Source organism: Asanoa sp. NPDC049475 (assembly GCF_040676915.1).
Classification (GTDB): Bacteria; Actinomycetota; Actinomycetes; order Mycobacteriales; family Micromonosporaceae; genus Asanoa.
The window spans coordinates 445,603-466,848 of sequence record NZ_JBFAPY010000006.1; the positions used below are offsets into that span (position 1 = coordinate 445,603).

The window sequence follows — 21,246 nt, forward strand, 5'->3', positions numbered from 1 at the left end:
TGGACGAACCGGATATACCGTGGTCGGCAACTGGTCTGGATCCAGTGGCCGGCCGCGTGTATCAGCACCTGGTGGGCGTGCGATCGGCGGACCACGACGAGGTGACGTCCGCAGCCGGGGTGTCACCGTCGGAGGCGGAGCGAGCGCTGCGGCTCCTTGTGGACTCGGCGCTGGCGTCGCGGATCGGTGGTGCGGTGCCACGATGGGCAGCCGCGCCGCCGCGACCGTCGCTCGGTGCCCTGCTGGCCCGGCGGCGGGCCGAACTGGCCCGTGTCGAGGATCTCGTGGAGCGGCTCCTCGAAGCGCACGAAGCGGCGTCCGGGCCACGCGCGACGGACCTGGTGGAGGTGCTCAAGAGCGACGACGAGGTGCCCGCGCGCTACCGCCAGTTGCTCACGGAAAGCTCGTTCGAGGTGCTGCATCTCGCGAAGCCGCCGTACGTGACGGGCGCGTCGGCGTCCGCTGGGGCGCTAGGAGTGAAGCCCGGTGTCCGGATGCGATCGGTGTACGAGACGGACGGTTTCGCCGACGCGGTGTCCCTGATGACGGCCCTGCGCGGGACGGGACAGGGCGGCAAACTGCGGCTGACATCACAGATCCCGTTGAAGCTGGTGATTTTCGACCGGGCCGCCGCGCTGCTGCCGATCTGGGACGACCGCCCGTCGTCGGGCTCATTGGTGGTGCACTCGTCCGCGCTGGTGACGGCGCTCGTGGCACTGTTCGAGAGCGTGTGGGAGCGCGCCGAGCCGGTGACGCTGACGAAGCGGCACGACCTGTCGGACGCGGACGACGCCCTGCCCACCTCGGGACGAGACCTGCGAACACGGGAAATCCTGCGCATGATGGCGGTCGGAATGAAGGACGAGACGATCGCCCGAATCCTCAACATAAGCCGCCGTACGGTCCAGCAGCACATCAGCGATGCGGGTTCCCTGCTCGGTGCCCGGACCCGCTTCCAGATCGCCGTCCTGGCGACGAAGTGGGGATGGCTGAGCGACCAGGACGACAGCGTGCAGCAGCCGGAGCAGTTTCGGTGATTTACGCCTACTCCGGCACGTCGAGGAGGGCTAGGCGGGGCAGGACGCGGCGATCGTGCGGCCCGTGCGCTCCAGCGTGGCGCGGACCTCGCCGACGGAGATCGGGGTGGCCGGGTCGTTGACGCGTTCGATGGTGCTGGCTCCCTCCAGCAGGGCTGTGCGAGCCGGCGGGTCGACGTCGAGCCGGGCCAGCTTGGTCAGTCGGTCGGCCCACACGTCCACCGCCTCGTCCAACACCCGTTCCTTCTCGGCGGAGCGCGCGTCGATCGTCGCCTGGTCGAGGTCGGAGCGGGCGAGCACGTACAGCTCGTCGAGGGTCCGGCTGTACGCCTTCGCGCCGGCGTCGCTGATCTGGACCGCCTCGGCGCAGACGGCCGCGGTGGCGGGACGCGCGGCCGTGGCGGGCGGCGGGGCGGCGCTGGTCGGCGCCGGCGCGGCCGGTGGAGCGGCGACCGGCGCCGAATCGCACGCCGTCGCTACCACGGCCAGAGCCAACGCCGTCAGGGTGACCGCCGCGCGTCGCATCGACACTCCTCGCCTCAAGTTGATCAACCCGACGATACTAACCCCAGGTGGTGGGCCACATCCGGGAAGGAGCCGCCGCCGAGGAGGACGCGCGACGCCGCGGTCCGGCCGGCCCGTCGCTATCGCCACTGCGCGGCGCATTCTTCCAGCCACGTCGCGAGGTAAGGCACGTCATCGATCGTGAGCAGCGAGTACGGCGGGGAGCCAGGCAGCGGTGTGACCGTCCCCATGCCAGCAACTCATAGGCTTCGTCTTCGACCGAGACCGGTGCCGGCAGATGACTTGCCCGCGCGGTGTCGGAACTGCCGCGAGTCGTTCGTAGAACGGGTGAGGGCAGTCGCATCGGCATCCCGAGACACGGGAGTCGTGAGACGGTCCGATATTCGATCGACCATCGAGAGGTACGGCATGGCGAAGTTGATTTACGTGACGAACGTGTCGCTTGACGGCTACATCGAGGACGAGCGCGGCGCCTTCGATTTTGGGGCGCCCGACGACGAGTTGTTCGCGTTCACCACCGACATCCTGCGGTCTGCGAGCACGTTTCTCTACGGGCGGCGGCTCTACGAGTCGATGGCCGTCTGGGAGACCGACGCCGCTCTGGCCGCGAAGTCCGACCTCATGGCCGAATTCTCGCGGGTCTGGCAGGCGGCGGGCAAAGTCGTCTACTCCACGACTCTCACCTCGGTGCCAACTGCCGACACCCGGATGGAAGACCATTTCGACCCCGCCGCGGTACGCGAACTGAAGGCCACCGCCAGCAAGGATCTCACCGTCGGAGGTGCCAACCTCGCCGCGCAGGCTTTCAAGGCCGGGCTAGTCGACGAGTGCCAGCTATTCGTCTGGCCCGCCTTCGTCGGCGGGGGCAAGCCAGGGCTGCCGACGGGCACGCGCGGCAACCTCGAACTCCTCGACGAGCGCCGGTTCAAGAACGGCGTCGTGCACCTCCGCTACCGCACTCTCGCTCACTGAACGACAGCCCGATCAGGTGCCCGGCCGGCCGGTCGGGCACCTGATGTTGTTCAGGTCGTCCAGATGAGGTCCGTGGTGTAGCAACGCTGCCACCCGGACGAGGAGGAGTAGTTGTAGTAGAGATCGACGCAGGTGCGTGCCTGTGCGCCCTGGCCGCTGGTGTAACCAGCCCAGTGGTCGTAGGTCCGTTCGGATGCCGGCATCGGCCCGGCGGCGGCGAGAGCATTCGCGCAGCTGAAGGTGGTGCGGGGTCCCTCCCAGGTGTTGGGGTTCGCCCAGGTACGGAGGATCACCCAGCTCGTGATCTTGCAGCCGGTGGCAGACGTCGCCTTGGCCCCGAAGCGCACACCAGAGTCGCTGAAAACGTAGTTGGTAGCACCGTCAGCACGGATGTAGACCTTGGCGTAGATATCGATGTAGTTCTCATGTGTCGCATCACCCCCGACGTGGAACCATCGCTCCTGTTCCCCGGCGAATGCGGGCGTGCCCAGCGACAAGACCGCTACGGCCGAGACGACTACGGCCACCAGTGCCCTTCCGAGCCATGACTTACGCAACACGTTCTCCCTTTCTCGAACTCAGCGGCTCGAATATCTCAGCGGTGTGTTGCGGCCCGTTTGTGGCGACTTTGTGGAGCCGCCGCATGAGCGGCGGCGCCCGCCAGCTTGCGCAGCACGGCGTGCAGGTCCGGATGGTCGAGCTCCCTCAGGAGATCCGCGGCGGCCAACCACGCTTCTGCCGCTGCCGCACGGTCGTGGTTGGCGAAGTGGGCATCGCCGAGCTGATCGAGGACCTCCGCCCGGTTGTAGCGGTCATGCGGGTCGGGCAGCAGCGCCAGCGAACGCCCGTAGCAGGCGATGGCGCGCGCATGGTCGCCGCGACGATGGTGGATGTAGCCGAGACTGTCGAGCGTGACGGCGACACCCAGGTGGTCATCCAGGTCCTCGAGCACGTCGATCGCCTGCCCGCAGTAGCTGAGCGCGAGATCGTACGAGGCCATTCGTGCGTGGTCCCAACCGATCGCGTTGAGCGCCAGAGCCTGGCCGCGCGGCTCCGATCGCTCGTTGTAGAGGTCCAGGGCACGGGTGTTGTGCAGCAGCGACATCGCATCCTCTCCCTCCTGCTCGAAGAGCCAGGCCAGGTTGCGGTTGGCGATGGCGAGACCGGCGGTGTCAGCTACGGCGGCGAACGTCGCGAGCGCGGTTGAGAGATGCTCGTGAGGCGGTGGGAACTCACCGGCCACGGCGTACGCACGACCGAGCAGCCGATGGCATTCCGCGGTTGCCGTCTCGTCGGCCTTCATCGCCGCGCTGAGCCCGACGTGCAGCATCTCGAGCGGCTGGCGACGGTAGCCCGAGCGGCTCAGGAAGTTGGCTACCGAAGCGGCGATCCGCCACGTGGCCTGGTGGTCGGTGTCGGCCGATGCGTCAATGACGGCGGAAATGCTGTCGCGGTGGGTCTCGAACCAGCTCACCGCCTGTGCCTTGGTGTCGATGGTCTCCGGGCGGACGCCGTCTCGAGCCGGCGAAGGCGGTTGCCAACGAGTCGTCCCGAGCACGGTGTCGGCGCGGTGGGCACTGTGGACGTAGTCGTCCAACACCCGATGCAGAGCGGCCTCACGGTCCATCCGGCCCGAGATCTCGCCCGCGTAGTCGCGGACCAGATCGTGCAGCACGTATCGGCCGCCGCCGGTCGGGGTGAGCAAATGGCCTCTAACCAGCTCGTCGAGGCTGTCGCTGATCACATCGGGGTCGCTTCCGGTGAGGCTGACCGCCACCGGCAGGTCGAGGTCCTGGCCCGGAAGAACAGGCACCAGACGGAGGAGGCCGGCCGACGCTGGGGCGGCTGCGGCGACATCCCCGCCACCGCCTGATCGAAGAAGGCGGGGGTGTCCACGACCAGGGACAGCCCCGCCTTCTTCACCGCCGGCCAGACTGCGCGGCGCGTCCAGCTCACCCCACCTGGCGGTCCATGTCGTAGTGGAGGACCAGGAACGGCAGGCCGAAGACGCTGAAAGCGTGCGCCGCGACCAGGTCGCCGTCCGCGGTGACGAAGACGTCGAGCCGCTCCGCGAAGCCGTGGACGCTCAGAGCCGTCAGCCGCCGGGTCTGCGCGTCGACGTACGTCAGGTAGTGGCCGGGCTGGTCGCCTTGCCCACGGCTGCTCAACGTCAGCCCGCCGTCGGGACGGTTCCGGGGCTCCAGCGTCGCCGTGAAACTCGCCTGGGGCAGCGGGAAGCCGACACTCACGTACCCGCTGTCCCTGTGTCGATAGGTGGTGTAGATGCCGACGTAGATCGGCTCGTCGGTGTCGGCGAACGACCGGATCCACCCCCGCACGCTGACCGTCGCGTCGTCCGGGCGCGTGATCGTGTCGATCCGGCTGAGGATGCCGCGTTGAGTCTCGCGCTGGTTCATCGGCACGTTGGCCTGGCCGAGCGGCCGCGCCACCAGCGTGCGGTAGAGCAGGTAGCCGGGACGCACCCACAGCCGCCACTCCGGGACGATGTCCAGCTTGAACCGGGTCGTGTGCTCGTAGAACTCCCGTACCCGCGGATCCACCTCGCCCGGAGCGAACGCCGGGCCGGCCAGGTCGTCGAGGCTGGCGACGATGCCGACGTCAGGGGTGGCGGGGTGGTAGTCGCCGCCGACGACCGTTGCCAGGTCGCGCACGTAGCCGGTGCCGACATAGCGGGTGCGGGCCTCGAGCGGCACGACGAACGGCAGGTCCGCCGGATCGACGTCCTCGGCGAGCAGGCTCACCTGGGCGTCTCGGAAGATCAAAGCCGACGCGGTACGGAAGACCACCACCGTCACGGCGGCGACCACGGCGGCCGGCACCTCGCCCCAGATCGCGCCGAGCGCCCAGCCGACACCGGCGCCGAGCAGCGGACCGAGCACGACCTTGTGCGGCCGGATGCCGAGCAGCCCGACCAGCGCGCCGGCGAGCAGCCCGACGACGATCGGGCCGAGCCCGGTCAGCCGCCCGACCAGCCAGCCGAGCGGGGCGACGAGCGCGGCACTCGCGACGATGCGGGACCAGAGTGCCGGGATCTCGCCGGGCTTCTGGAGGCTCCGGGCGACCACGTCGGCGGCCGCGAGCGCCACTGCGCCGACCACCACGCCGATGACGATCGCGGTGGTGCCCCAACCGGCGGTCAGCGCCGCACCGCCGAGCGCGCCGATCGCACCGGCGAACACCGCCGAGCCGCGCCGGTCCGGGCCTTGCCGCCGGCCACCCTCGGTTTCCATGCTCAAGGTCTACATCATGCCTCTTCGCGGGGTGGCGGCGGCGTGATCGATGCGGTTGGACGCGGGGACGGGGTCGGCTTCGGCGGCTTGGTCGGTTCCGGCTTTGGTGTGGGCTCGGTCGACGGCGTCGGTCGCGGCGAATCCGTCGTCTCGGGACTGCCGGTCGGCTGCGCCGGCGGTTCCGCGCTGGGCGGTGCGGACGGCGTTTCCTGCGGGAACCCAGGCTCCGCGAACCGATAGTCGTCTGGGTCGAGCTCCATCGCCTTGGCCGCCTCTGTCATGAACTGCTGCCAGATCCGCCCCGGATGGCTGGCGCCGTACACGTCGTAGCTGCCGTCCTTGGTGCGCAGCGGCTTGCCGTCTTTGGTGCCCAGCCACACGGCGGCGGCGATCGCACCGGTGTGCCGACCATCCAGGCATGCAGGTTCTGCGTGGTGCTCTTGCCGGCCTGCCAGGTGCCGGTCTTGCCCGCCGCGTCCCAGCCCGGCACCTTCGCGGCCTCGACCCGGCGCAGCGTCCAGTTGAGCTGCTTGGCCTGCTCTTCGTTCAGCCCGACGTCCGTCCGCGTCAACTGCTCCTCGTAGATTTTCTCGTCCCCTTTGGACACCGACCGGACGAAGTGCGATTCCGCACGCTTCCCGCCGGCCGCGAAGGTCGCCATGCCGTTCGCGTGGTCCTGCACGGTGATGCCGTACTGGCCGATGCCGACCTCGGTGGAGAACCGCGACGCCGCGTTCGTTTCACGCAGGTCGACCCGGACAGGCTCGGGCTTGCCCCGCTCGTTGGCCCACATCGACTCGACGCCGGCCTTGCGGGCCATGTCGATGACGGCAGGCACGCCGAGCTCCTCGGTGAGCGCGAAGTACGTGGTGTTGAGCGACGCGACGGTGGCCTCCCAGAGCGTGCACTGCGGTTGGCAGGCCGCACTGCCGGAGTTGCGGATCGGCCCGGCCGCGCTGTCGCGGGTGCGGCCACTCTTCGGGAACTCCTTGGTCGCCGGGGAGTCGAACCGCTGCTTCGGCGAGATGTCCTGCCGCACCGCCTCCGCGAGGTCGTACACCTTGAAGGACGAGCCCGGCGGGTGCTGCCCGAACCCGGCCGCGTTTCCTTCGTCGTCGAAGTACCACCCGGCGTAGTCGGCCCCGAGGCCGTCGTCGCCGCCGTAGTACGCGAGCACGCGACCGCTGCCGGGTTCCACGGCCACCAGCGCGGACTGCCAGTTCTCGGGCTGTCCCCGCACCACGTCCGGTGCCTTCTCGCCGCGGAGGTTCGCGGCGGACTCGGCCGCTTCCTGTGCCCGCTTGTCGACCGTCGTCACGATCCGGAAGCCGCCGTTGCGGACGTAGTCGAACGGGCGGTCCTTGAACGGCTCGGTGCCCCGCAACTCGCTCAGCACGTGGTTGACGACGAGCCCGGTGGGCCGGTCGAGGCCGGACTGACCGGCCCGGGGGTCGTAGTCACGGACCGTATCCGGGTAGGCGAGGTCCGCGCCTTCGGCCGCCGTCAGATAGCCGAGCGCGACCATCCCGTCGCGGATGTAACGCCACCGTTCGATCGAGTTCTGGCGCGCCTTGTCGTTGCGCTTCGGGTCGTAGCCGGGCTGCCCCTCAGGGTCGTCCGGATTCGCCTCCGGCTGCTTGACCATCGCGGCCAGCACCGCGGCCTCCGAGGCCGTCAGTTGGCTCTCGCGGGGGGCGTCCTTGCGCGCGGTCTTGCCGAAGAACGCCTGGGCCGCCGCCTCGATGCCGTATGCGCCCCGGCCGAACGGCACGGTGTTGAGATAGAAGCCGAGGATCTCCTCTTTGCTGTGCTCGTCGTCCAGCTTCCAGGCCATGACGGCCTCGCGCAGTTTGCGGGAGTACGTGACCCCCTTCAGGTCGGCGGCGATCCTGGCGTACTGCTGGGTGATCGTCGAAGCGCCCTGCCGGTCACCGCCCGTGACGTTGTTCCACGCGGCGCGCATGACGCCACGGAAGTCGATGCCCTCGTTCGTCCAGAACGTCCGGTCCTCGGCCGCCACGATGGCCTGCTTGACGGCGTCGTTCATCTGCTCGTACGGCAGGATCGTGCGGTTCTCCGTGCCCAGCTTCGCCATCGGCGTCTTCCCGTCGGCGTAGTAGACCGTCGTCGACTCGGGCAGCACCAACTCGTCGGGCGGCGGCACGGTGTCGACGTAGAGCGCGCCGATCGCGGTGCCGCCGCCGCACGTGACCAGGAGCACGGCCAGGCCGCCGAGCAGCCACGTCTTGCGGCGCGAGCGCTTTCCCGTGGCTTTGGCGGGTTGGCCGGCACCGGTGCCGGCCGGCGACACCGCGTCGCTCGGAGTCTGGGGCATCGCAGAGCGATACCCGCTCGGGGCCTTCCCAAATCAGTTTGTAGACCATGGTTGACAAACTGAGGGCCAGCTCCGCTAGTTTGTAGATGGGGTTCTACGAACCTGTGGAGGGCACAGCATGGTGAAAGAGATGCTCAGCGTCGGCGACATCGCGGCGATGTTCGGCGTCGAGGCCAAGACCGTGAGCATGTGGCGCTTGCGCTACGCGGAGTTTCCCGAGCCCGACGTCATCGTCGGCGGCATGGCGGGGTGGGATCCCGACCGCGCCCAGGAGCTACGCGTCTGGGAGAGCCGTCGTCCCGGGCAGGGCCGGCGGGCGCTGATGGCCGAGCACGTGCAGGAGGTGCTGCGCCGGACGTTCGTCTTCCAGTTCATGCGGCCCAACGACTTCTCGTCGGCTCCGATCGACTTCCCCGGCATCGTGTACGAGGACGGGCTCCTCGCCGACGGCATGGAGACCAGGGCGGCCGAGCACCTGATCGGCGTCCTCCGTGACCAGGGCTACGAGATCGTCTTCGCGGACGCGGACACCGACGTCACGGCGGCCGTGCGGCACGTGCTCTGGGACCGGTGGACCGCCGACGAGGTCGGGGAGCGCGAGTTCATCGGTCGGCTGTTCGACGACCACGGCCGGATCTACCACGGCTGCACCGCTTTCGACGCCGCCGAGTACACCCTGCGCCGGCTCGCGGCGCTCGGCGGCGAGCTTCGCCCCTTTCGCGACTAGAAGGAGATCTCGTGGAGAACCGCATCGCGCCCGCGACCGGCAGGTTGGGCGTGCTGACCGTAGGGCTCGGCGCCGTCGCGTCGACCTTCATCGCCGGCGTCGAGCTCATCAGGCAGGGCCTGGCCCAGCCGATCGGCTCGCTCACCCAACTCGGCGGCCTCGGTGACGTCGTGCCGCTCGCCGGGCTGGACCAACTGGTCTTCGGCGCGTGGGACCCGTTCTCGGACAACGCGTACGAGGCCGCACTCAAGTGCGGCGTGCTCGACCGCTTTGCCCACATCGAACCGGTCGCCGCCACCCTCAAGGAGATCGAGCCCATGCCGGCCGTCTTCGACCAGGCGTACGTGCGGCGGCTCGACGGCACCAACGTCAAGTCGGCGGCGACCAGGCGCGCGCTGGCCGAGGCCATCCGCCAGGACATCCGCGATTTCAAGGCGTCACACGCGTGCGACCGGCTGGTCGTGATCTGGTGCGCGTCCACCGAGGTCTACCTGGAGCCGAGTCCGGCTCACCGGACCCTGGCCGCGTTGGAAGCCGCGATGGACGCGGACGACCCGGCCATCCCACCCTCGATGCTCTACGCGTACGCGGCGATCCAAGAGGGTGTGCCCTTCATCAACGGGGCACCGAACCTCACCGTCGACGTGCCGGCCATGGTGGAGCTCGCCCACGCCAACAGGGTGCCGATCGGCGGCAAGGACTTCAAGACCGGGCAGACCCTCCTGAAGACCGCGCTGGCTCCGATGGTGAAGACGCGCATGCTCGGACTCGAGGGCTGGTACTCGACCAACATCCTCGGCAACCGCGACGGTGAGGTGCTGGACGACCCGGACAGCTTCCGGACCAAGGAGAAGTCGAAGCTCGGCGTGCTCGAGCGGATCCTCGAACCGGACCGGCACCCCGAGCTCTACGGCGACTTCCACCACCAGGTGCGGATCAACTATTACCCCCCGCGCGGCGACGCGAAGGAGGGCTGGGACAACATCGACATCGTCGGTTGGCTCGGCTATCCGATGCAGATCAAGGTCAACTTCCTGTGTCGTGACTCGATCCTGGCTGCCCCGCTGGTGCTCGACCTGGTGCTGTTCACCGACCTGGCGCACCGGGCAGGCCTGTCGGGCGTGCAGGAGTGGCTGTCGTTCTATTTCAAGGACCCGCAGGGCGTCGATCCCGAGCACGACCTCTTCTCGCAACGGCAAGCGCTGGACGAGATGCTCCGGCGGCTCAACGCGAGCTAGTGGTCCAGTGGACGATGGCCTCCGCCCGGCTGCGGACTCCGAGCTTGGGCGGCAGGTTCACCACCTGCGGCTCGCGCTCGGAGAGGCTGTTGTGCGCGGGGGTTGACACGCTGGGGCGTCTACGCGCGGCTCATCGACACGGCCACGGACGCGGCGATCGGGGAGAGCCAGCCACGACCACCGACGACCTCGTGCACGGCGCGCCGCAGGGCGCCTCGCATGATGGGGTTGTCGTCGACGACCAGCACGTCGATCGTGGTTGCCGGTGCTTGGGTCATCGCGCTCTCACCGATCGGACGGACGCGTCCTCGGGCACGTCGGTGAGTTCCGACAGCTTGACCTCAAGCCGAGTTGACGTCTGAAGATGGCGCCATGCGCACGGTCAACTCACCACCGCCAAGGGTCTCGGTCGTCGGCACGGGAGCGATCGGCAGCGCGGTCGTCCGCCGTCTTCTGGCAAGTGCTCACGAGGTCGCGGTGTGGAACCGCACTCCTGGTCGGGCCGCCGAGCTGGGTGCGTCGCCGCAACGGTCCGTCGGCGACGCGGTGGCGCACGGGACGCTCGTGTTCCTGGCTCTGACGGACTACGCGGCGGTGCGGCAATGTCTCGCGGAAATCGACTCGGGCCAGTCCGGTACGACGATTGTCGGCTTGTACACGGGGACGGCCGAGGAAGCGCGGCTCACCGCGCGGCGGGTGCACGAGTTGGGCGCGCGATACCTCGACGCCGGAATTCAGGCATCGCCCGAGATGATCGACGCCGGCACCGCCACGATCCTCTACAGCGGCTCCCGGGACGGCTTCGAGCAACACCAGCCGACGCTGGCTCTGCTGGGCAGGCCGCGGCTCGTCGGAGAAGCACCGGAGGCCGCCGCGGTGTGGGACCTCGCCCTGTTCGGGGTGTGGTACGACGCCCAGCTCGGCCTGCTGCGGGCCCTCGAAGCCGCGCGGGGAACCGACATCGACGTCGCCGAGTTCGCCGAAACGGCGGCCACGCAGCTCGGGCACGTCGTCGCGTCGGCCGGCGCCACCGCCGCGGAGGTGAGGCAGGCGTCGTACCCGCGTGGTCCGGCCGACCTCACCGAACACCTGACGGTCATTCGACACCTGATCGACCTGCGGTCCGGTCACCGGCTCGGCGATGGCGGCCTGCCGTCGGTCGCGGCGCGCATCGAGTCGCTCATCGCGGACGGCCGCGGCGGGGAGGGCCTGACCGCAACGCTCGACTAGAAATTGGTCCAACTTCTCGTCATTGGTTCGGCTCTCATCAGAGTACCGATTTGCTCCTACGGTCAGCTCATGACCACGATGACTGCCGCGCCCCGGCTGATCACGCGCCCCCTGATGCTGGTGTCCGCGGCGGATTTCCTCGGGCTGACCAGCTTCTACGTCCTGCTGTCCGTGGTGCCCGCGTACGTCGACGGTGGGGTGGGCGCCGGACTGTCGACCGGCACCCTGATGCTCACCACGGTCGCCGCCGAACTCGCGCTGCCGCGGCTGGTCGCCCGGTTCGGGTACCGCACGGTGTTGGCTGTAGGCCTTCTCCTGCTGGGCCTGCCCGCGCTCGCCCTGCCGATATCCGCCGGCCTGCCGGTGGTCCTCGCGGTGTGCGTGCTGCGCGGCGCCGGCCTGGCCGCGATCTTCGTCGTCTGCGGCGCCTGGGGTGCGGAACTGGTGCCCGCTCAACGCCGCGGCGAGGGGCTCGGCCTGCTCGGGGTGGTCGCCGGCGTGCCGGCCGTCGTGGGCATGCCGGCCGGCCTGTGGCTGGCCGGGCAGGTCGGTTACGACGTGGTCTTCGCCGCCGGCGCCGCCATCGCGCTCCTCGGCCTGGCGGCACTGCCAGCGCTTCCCGCCGCGGCGGGGGCGACCAGCCACGACGGGATCGTCGCCGCCGCCCGCACGCCCACCCTGGCAAGGCCGTCGCTGGTGTTCGCCGGCGCCGCCATGCTCGGTGGCATCGTCGCCACCTTCCTGCCGGCGGCCCTTCCCCACGCCGGCGCCGGGTTCGTCGCCGTCGCGCTGCTGGTCCAGGCCGTCACCGGCACCGCGGCCCGCTGGTGGGCGGGCCTGTTCGGCGATCGGCACGGCGCACACCGCCTGCTGGTGCCCGGCGTGGTCACGGGCGCGGCCGGGCTCTCGGTGCTGGTCGTCACCACCCATCCGGCAGCGGTCCTGGCGGCAATGGCGGTCTTCGGCGCCGGCTTCGGCATCGTGCAAAACGCCAGCCTCGCCGTCCTGCTCCAGGCCACGTCACCCAGCGGCTACGGGGTCGCCACGGCACTGTGGAGCGTCGCGTACGACACCGGTCTCGGCGTCGGCGCCTTGGGCTTCGGCCTGCTCGCGACGGGCACCGGGTACCCGATCGGGTTCGCGGTGGCCGCCGGCGTCTCCGTGGTCGCACTGGTCGCACTACGCCCCACCCGCACCAGATGACCTCCGTGGCCAGACAGGTGTCAGGTGCCGTGTCAGGGCTGTGTCAGGGCGGTGGCGGGGCGGCCGTCGAATCTGGTCCACATGACGAGCTCAGCGATCACCGCTTCCGGGTTGCGGAAGGCGTACAAGGACAAGGTCGTCCTCGACGGCATCGATCTGGACGTTCCCACCGGGACGATCTTCTCTCTCCTCGGCCCCAACGGGGCCGGCAAGACCACGACGGTCAACGTGCTGACCACCCTGATGACGGCCGACGCCGGCAGCATCCGGGTGGCCGGTCACGACGTTGCCGGCGAGACCAAGGCCGTGCGGGCGGCGATCGGGGTCACCGGTCAGTTCGCCGCGGTCGACGACCTGCTGACCGGCCGCGAGAACCTGCAGCTGATCGCGGACCTCAAGCGCCTCGGCCGGGCCGAGAGCAAGCGGGTCGTCGATGATCTGCTCGAGCGGTTCGACCTGACCGAGTCGGCGCAGAAGCTGGCCTCGACCTACTCCGGCGGCATGCGCCGCAAGCTCGACCTGGCGATGACCCTGGTCGGCAAGCCCAGCATCATCTTCCTCGACGAGCCCACCACGGGTCTGGACCCGCGCAGCCGCCGCACGATGTGGGAGATCATCCGCCAGCTGGTGGCCGACGGCGTCACGATCTTCCTGACCACCCAGTACCTCGAAGAGGCCGACCGGCTCGCCGACCGGATCGCGGTGCTCGACGGTGGGCGGATTGTCGCCCAGGGCACCCCGGCCGAGCTCAAGCGGCAGATCCCCGGCAGCCACGTCCGGCTGCGGTTCACCACCGACCTCGACCTCGAGACCGCCGCCAAGGTCTTGGCCGACGCCACCCGCGACGCCGAGGACGACCTGGTCCTCCGTGCACCCAGCGACGGCAGCGCCAGGTCCGTCCGCGGCCTCCTCACCCAGCTCGACACCCACAACCTGGATGTCGAGGAGTTCTCCGTCCACACCCCCGACCTCGACGACGTCTTCCTCGCCCTGACCGGCAAGACCAGCACGAAGGTGAGCGCATAATGCCCAGCTCGACGACGACCATGCTCAGTCGCAACTTCAAGCACACCCTCCGCAACCCCGTCGCGGTGTTCAACGCGATCCTGTTCCCGATCGTGCTCCTGCTGATGTTCGTCTACGTCATTGGCGGCGCGTTCGACATACCCGGCAACTACATCGACTACGCGACGCCGGGCATGCTGATCCTGACCATCTGCTATGGACTGTCCGCGACCGCGCTGTCGGTCAACTCCGACATGACCAAGGGCATCATCAACAGGTTCAAGGTCATGGACATCTCGCGCAGCGCCGTCCTCAGCGCACACGTCGCGGCCAGCATGCTGCGCACCGTGATCGCTCTTGCCGCGGTGACCGGTGTGGCCCTGGCCTTCGGGTTCCGGTCGCCGGCGGGCTTCACCGACTGGCTCGGCGCGATCGGCCTGCTGGTCCTGGTCGCGTTCGCCACCACGTGGATCACGGTCGCGCTCGGCCTGTCCGCCAAGACTCCGGAGTCGGCCGGAATGGTCACCGTCCCGCTGATCATGTTGCCGTTCCTCAGCAGCGCGATCGTCCCGGCCGAGACGATGGCACCGGGTGTCCGGCAGTTCGCCGAGTACCAGCCCTTCACGCCCATCATCGAGACCCTGCGCGGCCTGCTCGTCGGCGAGGTCTCCGGCACCAAGGCGATCGTCGCGGTCGGCTGGTGCGTGGGAATCGCCCTGGTCGGCTACCTCTGGTCGCTGTCCACCTTCAAGAAGCGCGCCTGACAGCGTCACCGTCAGGACGCGAATGCGACCTCGACCAGCTCGACATGGCTCGTACGCGCACCTTCCGACGTCACCTCGGCGAACCGTTCCTCGCCGAGGTGACGTCGCGTTTCGTGCTCGATCCTGGTCGCGTCGGGCTGGGAGAGGTCCGGCAGGCCGCGCACCGTGTTGCTGGCCGCGAGCAGCCGCGCGGCAAGCTCGTGCTCCCAGTGCCGCGACGCCAGGTCCGCGACGCCGACGAGGACCTGGGCGACCAGGAACGGGTGGCCCGCTTCGGACGCCGCCGTCCAGGCCGCCAGGCGGTGGGTGCGCGACTCGCGGACATCGTCGGTCAGATAGCCGAGCAGGTCGTGGATGCCCGCCCTGATGTGCGCGTGCTCCGCGTCGTCGCTCAGCACGGCGGTCGCGATGCCGAGCTCGCGGCGGGCCGTCCGCGCGTCGCCGGCCCACCACGCGAGCTCAGCCTTGGCCAGGGCCAGTTCGAACAGCGCGTGCGGCCAGGTGACTCCCTCCGCACATCGCTCCGCCTCGGCGATGGCGGCCGCGCTGGCGTCGCGGTCGCCGTCCAACCAGTGCAGGCGGGCCTGCTGGGTCCGCACCCGGATGACGTCTTCGACGGCGCCGACCTCGGCGACCGCCACGGCCGCCTGCTCGTACTGTGCGCAGGCACCGGCGAAGTCGCCACGCCGGGCGAGCAGGTCAGCCAGCTCGGACAGGGCCAGGGACATCCCGAACCGTTCGCCGAGGGTACGGAACTCGGCTATCGCAAGCTCCACATTGGCCTGTGCTTCCGGGCCGACCTGGCCCATCATGATGCGCATCTTGCCCGCCTGCCAACGGGCGAGCGCGCGTACCCACGGATCCTCGTTGTCCAGCACCGACTCGAACGCCGCCACCGCGGTCTCGGGCGCCTCCAGGATGCGCTCCAGCGCGGCGACCAGGCCCAGCAACGGGTTGCGCTGCCGCGACTGCTGACTGAACCGGTAGGCCTTGTGGATCCACTCCGCGCCCAGGTGCTCGTCGCCCCGGCCGGACGTCACGAAATGCACGACCATTCCGTACGCCATGGCCCGGACGTCGTCGGTCACCTCGCCGTCGAGGTCGGTGGCCGCGATCATCAGCTCGAGGCCCTCGGAGCGGCGGCCGCCGAGCCACCAGTACCAGCCACCGGACGCGGCGATCCGCATGGCGGACTGGGCGTCGCCGACCGCGATCGCCGTCCGCATCGCGGCGCTGATGTTGTCGTGGTCGGCCGCGAGCGTGGCCAGCCACTCCACCTGCTCCGCGCGGCGCAGGTGGGGCTCCGCGGTCTCGAGCAGCTCGACGAAGCAGTCGAGGTGGGCCTGGCGCGCGGACTCGAACTCGCCGGCCTCCGCGAGCCGGTCGCCGGCGTACTCCTTGATGGTCCCGAGCATCCGATAGCGCGGCTCGTCGCCGCCCTCGGTGACCAGCAGCGACTTCTCGGCCAGCGAGGTGAGCAGCTCGAGGACCTCGGCGGAGTCGTCGCCGCAGACCCGCTCGGCCGCCGCCAGGCTCGCCCCGCCCGAGAAGACCGCGAGCCGGCGCAGGACAGTCCGCTCGGCATCGGTGAGCAGCTCCCAGCTCCAGTCGACCACCGCGCGCAGCGTCTTGTGCCTCGGCAACGCGGTGCGGCTGCCGCTGGTCAGCAGGCGGAACCGGTCGTCGAGCCGGTTCGCGAGCTGGTCGATGGTCATCGTGCGCAGCCGGGCCGCGGCGAGCTCGATCGCGAGCGGCATCCCGTCGAGCGCCCGGCAGATCCGCACCATGGTCGCCACGGTGTGCTCGTCGACCCCGAGGTCCTTGCGCACCGCTCCGGCCCGGTCGCGCAGCAGGCGCACCGCCGGCGAGTCGGCGCCGGCTTCGGTCGGCACCGCCAGGGGTTCGACCGACCACAGGGCCTCGCCGGTGATGCCCAGCGGCTCCCGGCTGGTCGCGAGGATCCGCAGCCGCCGGCACTCGCCGAGCACCCGGTCGGCGAACCGCGCCGCCGCCTCGATCAGGTGCTCACAGTTGTCCAGGATCAGCAACGCCTCGCGGTCGCGGATCGCGGAGACGAGTCCGTCCATCAGGTCCGCGTTGGTGCCCGCGCCCAGCAGGGTGTCGCGGAGCCCGAGGCCGGTGAGCGTCGCCTGCGCGACGTCGCCGTCGGCGCCGATCGCGGCGAGCTCCACCAGCCACACCCCGTCGGGCAGGTCGCCGACCAGCGTGCGCGCGGTCTCCGTGGCCAGCCTGGTCTTGCCCGAGCCGCCCGGCCCGATCAACGTGGTCAGCCGGTGGTCGCCGACGAGCTCGCGGACCGCGGCGACGTCGGCGTCCCGCCCGACGAAGCTGGTGAGCTCGGCCCGCACGTTCGTCTTCCGGTTCTCCTCGCGACGGCCGACCTCACCGCGCAGCATCGCGACGTGCAGCGCGGAAAGCTCCGCCGACGGGTCGACACCGAGAGCCTCGGAGAGGGCCTCCCGCGTGCGTTCGTAGACGAGCAGCGCCTCCGAGTCCCGGCCGGCCGCGACCAGTGCGCGCATCAGCGAGGCGACCAGCGGCTCCCGCAGCGGGTGGGCCGCCACCGCGTCGGTCAGCTCCGCGACCACGTCCGCGCCGTTGCCGAGGGTGACCTCCGCTTCGAAGCGGTCCTCCAGGGCCGTCAGGCGCAGGGCCTCCAGCCGGGTCACCGCCGCGTCGAACGCCTCGCTGTCCTCCAGGCCGACGTCCCGCATGGCCGGGCCGCGCCAGAGGCCGAGGGCCTCGCGGAGCAGCCGGAGTCGCTGCATGCCTTCTTCCTGGCGCGCCTGGCCGAGGAGGCGCTCGAACCGCAGCGCGTCGACGGCGTCGGGGTCCACCATCAGGCGGTAGCCGCCCGGCTGCCCTTCGACCACCCCGGCCGGCAGCACCTTGCGGAGCCGGGAAGCGAGGCGCTGCAGGGCGTTCGCCGCGTCGGCGGGCGGGTTCTTGCCCCAGATCCAGTCGACGAGGATCGACTTCGGAACGGTGCGCCCCGGCCCGAGGGCCAGGATGACCAGCAGTGCGCGCAGCCGGGCGCCGGGCACGTCGGCCACCACGCCGTCCGCCGCCCGCACCTCGAATGAGCCAAGTATCCCGACCTGCACCACGAGATTCTTTCACGGCCGTGTTGCCGTACCGGCTGGGCGCTTTGGAATAGTTCGCCACCGTAACGTGGTGATATGGAGCAACGTCACCGACCGTCGCTCGAACGGCATCCTGGCCGGCTGGTCGCGTTCAGCGACGGCGTCTTTTTCGCGCCGATCGCGGGAGTGGTCATCATCGCGGCCTTCCTGCCGGCCTACTACCTGCCGATCCGCGGGGAGTACGGCCAAACCGGGTAGCGCGAAACCCGTTCGTGTAGCACCGTGGCACCGCCTAGGCGGGTGTGACCGAATCAGCGGGTCAGGCAGTCATCTCAGGTGAGAGTCCACCGCGACGAGGGAGACAGCCTTGGACCCGAACCTGCGCGTGCTCTTCGACCAGGCCCTGGCCGACGAGCCCGATCCGCCCCGCGGCGACCTCGCCGCACACGTGGTCGCCATCGGCCGCGGGCGGCGCCGCCGTCGGTTGGCGCTGGGGGGCAGCGCCGCGGTCGCCCTGGTCGCGGCGCTCGGCTTGGTGAACCTGGCCTCGGGGCCGGCGCCGGTGGAGACGGTGCCGGCGCGGTTCGCCTCCCAGCTGAACCCGGCGTGCGAGTCGCCGGCGCGGGAGCGTCCGACCGACGTCTCCGTCTTCCTCACCACGGATGTCACCGACGACCAGCGCCAACGGGTCGACGTGCTGTTGCGGTCGGTCGAGACGGTGCGCGAGGTGCGGTACGAGAGCCGTGACCAGGCGTACCTCAACTTCCAGGCGATGTTCAATGACAACCCGGATCTCGTGTCCGCCGTGCGGGTCCAGCAGATGCCGGAGTCGTTCCGGGTCAAGGTGACCGTGTCGGCCGGATATCAGGAGCTGGTGCTGCGGATCCGGAACACTCCGGGGGTCGACCAGGTGATCGACAGCTATTGCCCCGACGGCGTCAGCGTCGGGCAGGCGGGATGATCGGCCCGTGGGGTGCGGCCCGGCGGCGCGAGCAGGAGGCCGAGTTCACCGCGTTCGTCGAGGCCGCCGCTCCTCGGCTGCGCCGCACCGCGTACCTGATGTGCCGGGACTGGCATCTCGCCTAGGACCTGACCCAGACAACCCTCGTCAGCATGTACGAGGTGTGGGGTCGGATCCGGAACATCGCCAACCTCGAGGCGTACAGCCGCCGGGTTCTGATGAATGCCGTTTTCGACCAACGCAAGCGGCGCAGTGCCGGTGAGGTGGTGCTGACCGACCTGCCCGAGTCTCCACCCCCGCCCCATGGTGACTCTGCCGAGACGCACGTCGTGCTGTTGCGCGCGTTGGCCACCCTGCCGGTGCGCGACCAGGCGATCGTGGTGCTGCGCCACTGGGAGGACTTGAGCGTCGAGACGGTGGCCGGGATCCTGGACGTCTCCGTTTCGGTGGTCAAGACGCAGAATGGCCGGCCGCTGGGCCGGCTGCGGGCCGCGTTAGGTGAGGACTTCGCGCGGACCTGAGCGCTTGTCGTCGAGCTGCGCGAGCAGCGGCCCGAGCAGCTCGTCGAGCTCGCGGGCGATGACCGCGACGGCGTGGTGGGTGGCCTGGGCGGCGTCGTCGGCCGGGCCTTCCGGCGCCGGTGGCAGCCGGTCGGCCGGTACGGTCGCCGTGACCAGCATCTGCGTGCGCAGGTGTGGGGCGCGGGCGACGTCATGGTCGGTGGGCATGAGGTATTGACCGAAGGTCTGCGGCCAGTCCCGCCAACCGCGGTCGCGCGTCCATTGCCTGCTCCTCGCCAGCTCGGCGGGCCAGGGTGCGACGATCGCGACGTCGGCGGTGAGGGTGCCGTCCCAAGTGTTGCGGCGACAGGTCGCATCGGTGACGCGGTTGTGCCATCGGGCGTACGCGACGTCGGTCGCGGTCCGCCAGGCCGTCGCGGCGAAGGTTACCGGGGCGATGTCACCCCAGGCGTCGTCGAAGTCGGCGCTGGCCAGCGCGTGGTCGAAGGCGGCCCGGCGCGCCTCGTCGAGCCAGAACACAGCCTTCACAGCAGCCGCCCCTATGTCGAGTGATGACTCACTTTAATTTTCTTCGGCGGTCGTGTCGATCCTCGGCGGAGCCGCTCGACCTTGGCGTGAAAGGGTCGAGAAGCGGCCCGGGCTTGATGGGGAGAACGACCATGACGAAGTACATGCTGATCATGCGCGGCACGGACGAGACCACCGCGGCGATGATGGCGACGCCGTTCGACGAGATGATGGCCACGATGGGGCGGGTCAACCAGGAGATGATCCGGGCCGGCGTGCTGCTGACCGGCGAAGGACTGGACGACCCGTCGCAGGGCGTCGTCGTCGACCTCAGCAACGAGACGCCGGTGGTGACCGACGGCCCGTACGGCGAGACCAAGGAGCTGTTCGGCGGCTTCTGGATGATCGACGTGGCGTCGAAGGACGAGGCCGTCGAGTGGGCCAAGCGGCTGCCGCGGATGCCCGGCGCGAAATGTGAGATCCGCCGGGTGCCGTCGATCGACGAGTTCCCGCAGGACAACGAGTGGATCATCAAGGAGCGGGCCTTCCGCGAGCGGACCGGCCAGCTCTGATGGCCGGGGCTGCCGACGGCCCGCCGACCGCCGAGTCGGCGCGGCGGGCCGTCGAGGCGGTCTGGCGCATCGAGTCGGCCCGGATCGTGTCGGCGCTGGCCCGCTACACGGGGGACTTCTCGCTCGCCGAGGACGTCGCCCAGGAGGCGGTGGCGGAGGCGCTGGTGAGCTGGGCCCGCGACGGGGCGCCGGACTCGCCGGTCGGTTGGCTGCTGGCCACGGCGCGGCGGCGCGCGATCGACGGTTTCCGACGGAGGTCGGCGCTGGACGACCGCTACTCGACGCTGGCCGTCGCCGCGCCGGACCCTGACGATCTCCTCTGGGACCCCGACCAGGTCGAGGACGACATCCTGGCGCTGATGTTCATCGCCTGCCATCCGGTGCTGTCCCCGGAGGCCCGGGTGGCGCTGACGTTGCGTACCGTCGGCGGGCTGTCCAGTGAGGAGATCGCGCGCGCGTTCCTGGTGCCGGTTCCCACGATCCAGGCCCGGATCACGCGGGCGAAGAAGACGATCGCGGCCGCGGGGGTTCCGTTCGCGTTGCCGCCGGCCTCCGACCGCCGAGAACGCCTGGGCGGTGTGCTGAGCGTGCTCTACGTGATCTTCACTGAGGGCTCGACGGCAACGGCGGGAGACCGGTTGCTGCGCACGGACCTGGCGTACGAGGCGATCCGGCTCGCCCGCATGCTGACCGCGCTGCTGCCGACGGAGCCGGAGGCGTTCGGCCTGCTGGCATTGTGCGAGCTGACGGCGGCGCGGTTCCCGGCGCGCACCGCTGCCGACGGCTCGGCGGTGCTGCTGGAGGACCAGGACCGGCGACTGTGGGACCGGTCGGCGATCCAGCGAGGTCGGGCGGCGCTGGACCGGGCGTCGTCGCTGGGCCGAGGCCTGGGTCCGTACGGCCTGCAGGCCGCGATCGCCGCCTGCCACGCCACGGCGCCGTCGGTGGCGGAGACGGACTGGGACCGGGTCGTGCTGCTGTACGAAGCGCTCGGCCGGGTAGCACCGTCCCCGATCGTCGACCTGAACCGCGCGGTAGCGGTCGCGATGGCCCAGGGGCCAACGGCGGCCTTGTCCATTGTGGATGAGTTGGTGGCGACGGATCGGCTGTCGGGATCGCATTTGCTGCCAAGCGTGCGCGGGGAGTTGCTTCGCCGGCTAGGCCGCACCCGTGAGGCGCGGGCGGAGCTTGAGCTGGCCGCACGCCTGTGCACGAACACCCGCGAGCGCGATGTCCTGTTACTGAAGGCCGCGAGCCTGACCTGACCGAATCACCCGATCGAGGCTGGATACCG

Annotated in this window: 22 protein-coding genes; 14 read left to right on the forward strand and 8 right to left on the reverse strand. The window is 70.1% G+C overall.

Going from position 1 to position 21,246, the window contains the following annotated elements; translation table 11 throughout:
• Positions 1-284 precede the first annotated feature (284 nt).
• Positions 285-1,037, forward strand: coding sequence for a helix-turn-helix transcriptional regulator (locus AB0J88_RS26320; protein ID WP_364351394.1), 753 nt, complete (start codon positions 285-287; stop codon positions 1,035-1,037).
• A gap of 30 nt (positions 1,038-1,067) precedes the next feature.
• Here the strand turns inward: AB0J88_RS26320 and AB0J88_RS26325 are convergent, their stop codons facing one another.
• Positions 1,068-1,562, reverse strand: a complete 495-nt coding sequence (locus AB0J88_RS26325) for a hypothetical protein (protein ID WP_364351391.1) — start codon at positions 1,560-1,562, stop codon at positions 1,068-1,070.
• A gap of 408 nt (positions 1,563-1,970) precedes the next feature.
• On the opposite strand from AB0J88_RS26325, the gene AB0J88_RS26330 reads away from it, so the two are divergent.
• On the forward strand, positions 1,971-2,534 hold the full coding sequence (locus AB0J88_RS26330) for a dihydrofolate reductase family protein (RefSeq protein WP_364352073.1): 564 nt from the start codon (positions 1,971-1,973) through the stop codon (positions 2,532-2,534).
• A gap of 50 nt (positions 2,535-2,584) precedes the next feature.
• On the opposite strand, the gene AB0J88_RS26335 is transcribed toward AB0J88_RS26330, so the two are convergent.
• From AB0J88_RS26335 to AB0J88_RS26350, 4 genes are all read right to left on the reverse strand, one after another.
• Positions 2,585-3,061: a hypothetical protein gene (locus tag AB0J88_RS26335; protein ID WP_364351388.1), complete on the reverse strand. Its 477-nt coding sequence runs from the start codon at positions 3,059-3,061 to the stop codon at positions 2,585-2,587.
• Positions 3,062-3,129: 68 nt separating this feature from the next.
• Positions 3,130-4,311 (reverse strand): tetratricopeptide repeat protein, encoded by a 1,182-nt coding sequence (locus AB0J88_RS26340; protein WP_364351385.1) that lies wholly within the window; start codon positions 4,309-4,311, stop codon positions 3,130-3,132.
• A 175-nt stretch (positions 4,312-4,486) separates the two neighbouring features.
• Positions 4,487-5,785, reverse strand: a complete 1,299-nt coding sequence (locus AB0J88_RS26345) for a hypothetical protein (protein ID WP_364352070.1) — start codon at positions 5,783-5,785, stop codon at positions 4,487-4,489.
• 277 nt (positions 5,786-6,062) lie between these two features.
• Positions 6,063-8,120, reverse strand: coding sequence for a transglycosylase domain-containing protein (locus AB0J88_RS26350; protein ID WP_364351382.1), 2,058 nt, complete (start codon positions 8,118-8,120; stop codon positions 6,063-6,065).
• Positions 8,121-8,238: 118 nt separating this feature from the next.
• Between AB0J88_RS26350 and AB0J88_RS26355 the strand changes: the two genes are divergently transcribed.
• Together AB0J88_RS26355 and AB0J88_RS26360 are read left to right on the forward strand one after the other, a co-directional pair.
• Complete coding sequence (locus AB0J88_RS26355; RefSeq protein ID WP_364351379.1) at positions 8,239-8,847, forward strand: hypothetical protein; 609 nt, start codon at positions 8,239-8,241, stop codon at positions 8,845-8,847.
• A gap of 11 nt (positions 8,848-8,858) precedes the next feature.
• Complete coding sequence (locus AB0J88_RS26360) at positions 8,859-10,085, forward strand: inositol-3-phosphate synthase (protein ID WP_364351376.1); 1,227 nt, start codon at positions 8,859-8,861, stop codon at positions 10,083-10,085.
• Between the two features lie 119 nt (positions 10,086-10,204).
• Here AB0J88_RS26360 and AB0J88_RS26365 read toward each other — a convergent pair whose 3' ends face one another.
• On the reverse strand, positions 10,205-10,363 hold the full coding sequence (locus tag AB0J88_RS26365) for a hypothetical protein (RefSeq protein WP_364351373.1): 159 nt from the start codon (positions 10,361-10,363) through the stop codon (positions 10,205-10,207).
• Positions 10,364-10,457: 94 nt separating this feature from the next.
• Here AB0J88_RS26365 and AB0J88_RS26370 point away from each other — a divergent pair, with 94 nt between their 5' ends.
• From AB0J88_RS26370 to AB0J88_RS26385, 4 genes are all read left to right on the forward strand, one after another.
• Positions 10,458-11,315 carry an NAD(P)-binding domain-containing protein gene (locus AB0J88_RS26370; RefSeq protein WP_364351370.1) on the forward strand — a complete coding sequence of 286 codons (858 nt, stop codon included), beginning with the start codon at positions 10,458-10,460 and terminating at the stop codon, positions 11,313-11,315.
• 69 nt (positions 11,316-11,384) lie between these two features.
• Positions 11,385-12,518: an MFS transporter gene (locus AB0J88_RS26375; protein ID WP_364351367.1), complete on the forward strand. Its 1,134-nt coding sequence runs from the start codon at positions 11,385-11,387 to the stop codon at positions 12,516-12,518.
• A gap of 81 nt (positions 12,519-12,599) precedes the next feature.
• A complete protein-coding gene (locus AB0J88_RS26380) occupies positions 12,600-13,544 on the forward strand; it encodes an ATP-binding cassette domain-containing protein (protein ID WP_364351364.1) in 945 nt (314 codons plus the stop codon).
• Entirely contained in the window at positions 13,544-14,287 is a 744-nt protein-coding gene (locus tag AB0J88_RS26385; RefSeq protein ID WP_364351361.1) for an ABC transporter permease, read from the forward strand. Before AB0J88_RS26380 ends, AB0J88_RS26385 begins: the two co-directional genes overlap by 1 nt.
• Before the next feature lie 11 nt (positions 14,288-14,298).
• On the opposite strand, the gene AB0J88_RS26390 is transcribed toward AB0J88_RS26385, so the two are convergent.
• Positions 14,299-17,412, reverse strand: coding sequence for a BTAD domain-containing putative transcriptional regulator (locus tag AB0J88_RS26390; RefSeq protein ID WP_364351358.1), 3,114 nt, complete (start codon positions 17,410-17,412; stop codon positions 14,299-14,301).
• A 75-nt stretch (positions 17,413-17,487) separates the two neighbouring features.
• On the opposite strand from AB0J88_RS26390, the gene AB0J88_RS26395 reads away from it, so the two are divergent.
• The 4 genes from AB0J88_RS26395 (at position 17,488) to AB0J88_RS26410 (ending at position 18,873) form a co-directional block, all read left to right on the forward strand.
• A complete protein-coding gene (locus tag AB0J88_RS26395; RefSeq protein WP_364351355.1) occupies positions 17,488-17,649 on the forward strand; it encodes a hypothetical protein in 162 nt (53 codons plus the stop codon).
• 109 nt (positions 17,650-17,758) lie between these two features.
• Complete coding sequence (locus tag AB0J88_RS26400) at positions 17,759-18,352, forward strand: permease-like cell division protein FtsX (RefSeq protein ID WP_364351352.1); 594 nt, start codon at positions 17,759-17,761, stop codon at positions 18,350-18,352.
• Positions 18,349-18,477: a hypothetical protein gene (locus AB0J88_RS26405; protein ID WP_364351349.1), complete on the forward strand. Its 129-nt coding sequence runs from the start codon at positions 18,349-18,351 to the stop codon at positions 18,475-18,477. Before AB0J88_RS26400 ends, AB0J88_RS26405 begins: the two co-directional genes overlap by 4 nt.
• A gap of 3 nt (positions 18,478-18,480) precedes the next feature.
• Complete coding sequence (locus AB0J88_RS26410; RefSeq protein WP_364352067.1) at positions 18,481-18,873, forward strand: sigma-70 family RNA polymerase sigma factor; 393 nt, start codon at positions 18,481-18,483, stop codon at positions 18,871-18,873.
• Here AB0J88_RS26410 and AB0J88_RS26415 read toward each other — a convergent pair.
• Positions 18,847-19,401 carry a hypothetical protein gene (locus AB0J88_RS26415; RefSeq protein WP_364351346.1) on the reverse strand — a complete coding sequence of 185 codons (555 nt, stop codon included), beginning with the start codon at positions 19,399-19,401 and terminating at the stop codon, positions 18,847-18,849. The genes AB0J88_RS26410 and AB0J88_RS26415 overlap by 27 nt on opposite strands.
• Before the next feature lie 131 nt (positions 19,402-19,532).
• Here AB0J88_RS26415 and AB0J88_RS26420 point away from each other — a divergent pair, with 131 nt between their 5' ends.
• Together AB0J88_RS26420 and AB0J88_RS26425 are read left to right on the forward strand one after the other, a co-directional pair.
• Positions 19,533-19,952, forward strand: coding sequence for a YciI family protein (locus AB0J88_RS26420; protein WP_364351343.1), 420 nt, complete (start codon positions 19,533-19,535; stop codon positions 19,950-19,952).
• Positions 19,952-21,217 (forward strand): sigma-70 family RNA polymerase sigma factor, encoded by a 1,266-nt coding sequence (locus AB0J88_RS26425; protein ID WP_364351340.1) that lies wholly within the window; start codon positions 19,952-19,954, stop codon positions 21,215-21,217. The genes AB0J88_RS26420 and AB0J88_RS26425 overlap by 1 nt, the downstream gene beginning before the upstream one ends.
• Positions 21,218-21,246: the final 29 nt, after the last annotated feature.

What these genes read in the sequence shown, in the direction of transcription:
- AB0J88_RS26375 (WP_364351367.1), top strand. Translation starts at nt 11,385, where the DNA reads ATGACCACGATGACTGCCGCGCCCCGGCTGATCACGCGCCCCCTGATG.
- AB0J88_RS26425 (WP_364351340.1), top strand. Translation starts at nt 19,952, where the DNA reads ATGGCCGGGGCTGCCGACGGCCCGCCGACCGCCGAGTCGGCGCGGCGG.
- AB0J88_RS26325 (WP_364351391.1), bottom strand. Translation starts at nt 1,562, where the DNA reads ATGCGACGCGCGGCGGTCACCCTGACGGCGTTGGCTCTGGCCGTGGTA.
- AB0J88_RS26395 (WP_364351355.1), top strand. Translation starts at nt 17,488, where the DNA reads ATGGAGCAACGTCACCGACCGTCGCTCGAACGGCATCCTGGCCGGCTG.
- AB0J88_RS26355 (WP_364351379.1), top strand. Translation starts at nt 8,239, where the DNA reads ATGGTGAAAGAGATGCTCAGCGTCGGCGACATCGCGGCGATGTTCGGC.
- AB0J88_RS26380 (WP_364351364.1), top strand. Translation starts at nt 12,600, where the DNA reads ATGACGAGCTCAGCGATCACCGCTTCCGGGTTGCGGAAGGCGTACAAG.
- AB0J88_RS26385 (WP_364351361.1), top strand. Translation starts at nt 13,544, where the DNA reads ATGCCCAGCTCGACGACGACCATGCTCAGTCGCAACTTCAAGCACACC.
- AB0J88_RS26365 (WP_364351373.1), bottom strand. Translation starts at nt 10,363, where the DNA reads ATGACCCAAGCACCGGCAACCACGATCGACGTGCTGGTCGTCGACGAC.
- AB0J88_RS26405 (WP_364351349.1), top strand. Translation starts at nt 18,349, where the DNA reads ATGATCGGCCCGTGGGGTGCGGCCCGGCGGCGCGAGCAGGAGGCCGAG.
- AB0J88_RS26420 (WP_364351343.1), top strand. Translation starts at nt 19,533, where the DNA reads ATGACGAAGTACATGCTGATCATGCGCGGCACGGACGAGACCACCGCG.
- AB0J88_RS26330 (WP_364352073.1), top strand. Translation starts at nt 1,971, where the DNA reads ATGGCGAAGTTGATTTACGTGACGAACGTGTCGCTTGACGGCTACATC.
- AB0J88_RS26345 (WP_364352070.1), bottom strand. Translation starts at nt 5,785, where the DNA reads ATGGAAACCGAGGGTGGCCGGCGGCAAGGCCCGGACCGGCGCGGCTCG.
- AB0J88_RS26370 (WP_364351370.1), top strand. Translation starts at nt 10,458, where the DNA reads ATGCGCACGGTCAACTCACCACCGCCAAGGGTCTCGGTCGTCGGCACG.
- AB0J88_RS26350 (WP_364351382.1), bottom strand. Translation starts at nt 8,120, where the DNA reads ATGCCCCAGACTCCGAGCGACGCGGTGTCGCCGGCCGGCACCGGTGCC.